General features: G+C 64.5%; 2 protein-coding genes. One reads left to right on the top strand and one right to left on the bottom strand.

Annotation, left to right across the window (positions count from 1 at the left end):
* On the bottom strand, nt 1–445 hold a 445-nt coding region (locus E5W70_RS31250), incomplete at its 3' end, for a M20/M25/M40 family metallo-hydrolase (protein WP_292665112.1).
* A 443-nt stretch (nt 446–888) separates the two neighbouring features.
* On the opposite strand from E5W70_RS31250, the gene polA reads away from it, so the two are divergent.
* A complete protein-coding gene (gene polA, locus E5W70_RS31245) occupies nt 889–3837 on the top strand; it encodes a DNA polymerase I (protein WP_292665111.1) in 2949 nt (982 codons plus the stop codon).
* The last annotated feature ends 204 nt before the right edge of the window (nt 3838–4041 follow it).

The raw sequence follows: 4041 nt of genomic DNA, 5'->3' as shown, positions 1-4041 counted from the left end.
GCAATCCGCCATGCACCTGCTTCCACGCGCGGCAGGCCTCGACGAAGGTCATCAGCTGACCCTTGTCGTCGGCCGCGCCGCGGCCGGTGATCACCTTGTGGCCGGGCTCGATCTCCCTGACTGCCGGCGCGAACGGGTCGCCTTCCCACAGCTCGATCGGATCGACCGGCTGGACGTCGTAATGGCCGTAAAACAACAGATGCGGCGCGCCCGCCGGCCCGTCGTGATGCGCGACTATCATCGGATGCCCCGGCGTGTCGCGCACGCTGGCGTCGAAGCCGATCAGCTTGAGCTCGGCAACCAGCCATTCGGCGGCCTTGCGGCAGTCGGCGGCGTAGTCCGGATCGGTGGAGATCGACCTGATGCCGAGCAGGCCGAACAGGCGTTCGAGGCTCTGGTCGAAGTTCTTGTCGAGGCGGTCGAGGACAGGGGAAACTGCGGACATCTGGTGGGCCTTTCGATTCTGGCGGCGAATCTAGAGCCCATGCGGCGAAACGGAAAGCCCGCGATCGTTGGGCCACAGCTTCCTGTCGAAAGGCAAAAAAATGCCGCCGTGGTGGAGGGGAACCACGGCGGCCTTTACTCGAAACGATGCGGCAGCCCGGAGAGGGGGGATAGGCTGCCGCAAGTGTCCGGGATAGGCGGGGGACGGGCCTTGCTCCGGACTTCGGCGAAAACTGCCGATGGCGTTTATTTGTGTCTGCGAACGTGGCGATTCAAGGGCACAAAAATTACACTTTTGTAACATAGGCGTGAGCGAACAAAGCTCCGGCCAGGCCGCCATGGCCGGCCAAGCTCGCACGCCATTTGTCAGGGTGTTGCCGGAAGCCTTGGCGCAAGCCGCCTTTGGCATGGACCGCGGCGCTGCGCCGCGCTATCCCTCGTGCCATGAAAAAAGGCGATCATCTCTTCCTTGTCGACGGCTCCGGCTACATCTTCCGTGCCTATCACGCGCTCCCGCCACTGTCCCGCAAGTCCGACGGGCTGCCGACCAGTGCCGTGCTCGGCTTCTGCAACATGGTCTGGAAGCTGACGCAGGACGCCCGCAACACCGATGTCGGCATCGTGCCGACGCATTTCGCCGTGATTTTCGATTATTCGTCGAAGACCTTCCGCAACGACCTCTACCCCGAATACAAGGCCAACCGCTCGGCGCCGCCGGAAGACTTGATCCCGCAATTCGGCCTGATCCGCCAGGCGACCAGGGCCTTCAACCTGCCATGCCTTGAGACGGAAGGCTACGAGGCCGACGATTTGATCGCCACCTATTGCCGGCTTGCCTGCGAAGCCGGCGCCGACACCACCATCATCTCTTCCGACAAGGATCTGATGCAGCTGGTCGGCCCAACGGTTGCCATGTACGACCCGATGAAGGACCGCCAGATCGGCGTTCCCGAGGTGATCGAGAAATGGGGCGTGCCGCCGCAGAAAATGATCGACCTGCAGGCGCTGACCGGCGATTCGGTCGATAACGTGCCGGGCGTGCCCGGCATCGGGCCGAAGACGGCGGCGCAATTGCTCGAACAGTTCGGCGACCTCGACACGCTGCTCGCGCGCGCCGGCGAGATCAAGCAGGACAAGCGGCGCGAATCGATCATCGCCAATGCCGACAAGGCGCGCATCTCGCGCGACCTGGTGACGCTGAAGAACGACGTGCCCGTGACCGAGGGGCTCGACGAGTTCGTGTTGCACGCGCCGGACGGCCCCAGGCTGATCGGCTTTCTCAAGACCATGGAATTCTCGACGCTGACCCGCCGCGTCGCCGAAGCGACCGGAACGGACGCGGGCGACGTTGCGGCCACTCCCGTCACGATAGAGCGTGCCGATACCGCGCATGGCCCCGATATGGGTTTTGGCGTGCCCGCGGCCGCCGAGAGCGCACCACCGTCGGACGAAGCGGCACTCGATGCCCCGGCCGCAGCCAAGCAAGGCGACACCCCATCCCTGCTTTCGGCGCTTCGCCTGGAGGCAGCCACCGCCCGCAAGATCGACACCGGCGCTTACGCCTGCATCCGCGACGCCGCGACGCTGAAGGCCTGGATCGCCGAGGCGATGGAGAGAGGCATCGTCGCGTTCGACGTTAAGACCTCCTCGCCCGATCCGATGCGGGCCGAACTGATCGGCCTTGCCATGGCCGTCGCGCCCGGCCACGCCGCCTATGTGCCGCTTGCCCATAAGAACGGCAATGGCGACCTGCTCGGCGGCGGCGCGGTCGAAAACCAGATCCCGATCCGCGACGCTCTGGCGTTGCTCAAGCCGCTGCTCGAGGACAAATCCGTCCTCAAGATCGTGCACGACATGAAATACCGCCTTGTCGTCATGAGCCGTCACGGCATCGAGATCGGGCCCTATGACGACACCATGCTGATCTCCTACGTGCTTGAGGCCGGCACCCATGGCGGCCATGGCCTGGAGGCGCTGGCCGATAAATGGCTCGGCCACGCGACCATTCCGCTGAAGGAACTGGCCGGTTCGGGAAGAAGCTTCGTCGGCCTCGATCAGGCCGACCTCGGCAAGGCGACGGCTTACGGGGCCGAGCACGCCGACGTCGCGCTCAGGCTCTGGCAGGTGTTGAAGCCACGGCTTGCCGCCAAGGGCCTGGTCTCGGTCTATGAACGGCTGGAGCGGCCGCTGGTGCCGGTGCTGGCACGGATGGAGCAGCGCGGCATCTCCGTCGACCGGCAGATCCTGTCGCGGCTCTCCGGCGAACTGGCACAGGGTGCCGCACGGCTCGAGGACGAGATCTACCAGCTGGTCGGCGAGCGCATCAACATCGGCTCGCCAAAACAGCTCGGCGACATCCTGTTCGGCAGGATGGGCCTGCCCGGCGGTTCTAAAACCAAGACTGGCCAATGGTCGACTTCGGCGCAGCTTCTAGAAGACCTCGCCGCCGAAGGCCACGAATTGCCGCGCAAGATCGTCGACTGGCGCCAGCTGACCAAATTGAAATCGACCTATACCGATGCCTTGCCCGGCTTCATCCATCCCGACACCAAGCGCGTCCACACCTCCTACGCGCTTGCCGCGACGACGACCGGACGGCTGTCGTCCTCGGATCCCAATCTGCAGAACATTCCGGTGCGCACCGTCGAGGGCCGAAAGATCAGGACGGCCTTCATCGCCGACAAGGGCAACAAGCTGGTTTCCGCCGACTACAGCCAGATCGAATTGCGCGTGCTCGCCCACGTCGCCGAAATCCCGCAGCTCAAGCAGGCCTTCGCCGACGGCGCCGACATCCACGCCATCACCGCGTCTGAAATGTTCAACGTGCCTGTCGAGGGCATGCCATCGGAAGTGCGCCGCCGCGCCAAGGCGATCAATTTCGGCATCATCTACGGCATTTCGGCCTTTGGCCTCGCCAACCAGCTGTCGATCGCGCGCGAGGAAGCCGGCGACTACATCAAGAAATATTTCGAGCGTTTCCCCGGCATCCGCGACTATATCGATGCGACCAAGGCCTATGCCCGCGAGCACGGCTTCGTCGAGACCATTTTCGGCCGCCGCATCCACTATCCGGAGATCAGATCGTCAAATCCCTCGGTCCGCGCCTTCAACGAGCGCGCCTCGATCAACGCACGCCTGCAGGGCACCGCCGCCGACATCATCCGCCGCGCCATGATCCGTATGGACGAGGCGCTGGAAAAGGCCAAGCTTTCCGCCCGCATGTTGCTGCAGGTGCACGACGAGCTGGTTTTCGAGACCGTCGAAGCCGAGGTCGAGGCGACGATTCCGGTCGTCTGCCACGTGATGGAGAACGCCGCCATGCCCGCGGTATCGATGTCGGTGCCGTTGCACGTCGACGCCCGCGCCGCCAACAACTGGGAAGAGGCGCATTAGGGCCGTGTTGCGTTCAAGCGACGCCGGCCTGCGAACGGCGGCTTCTGCATTTCCATAACAGCACCAACTGACAGTCCTCGGCGCCGCCCCTCATCGCCCTGCCGGGCACTTCTCCCCGTGAACGACGGGGAGAAGGAAGCTGGCACCAACGCTGGCGCCCCCCTCTCCCCGTCCTTCACGGGGAGAGGGTAAGGGGTGAGGGGC

Origin of the sequence: Mesorhizobium sp., from assembly GCF_005063415.1 — a bacterium.
Lineage (GTDB): Bacteria > Pseudomonadota > Alphaproteobacteria > Rhizobiales > Rhizobiaceae > Mesorhizobium.
This window is presented reverse-complemented; position numbering and strand designations above follow the sequence as displayed.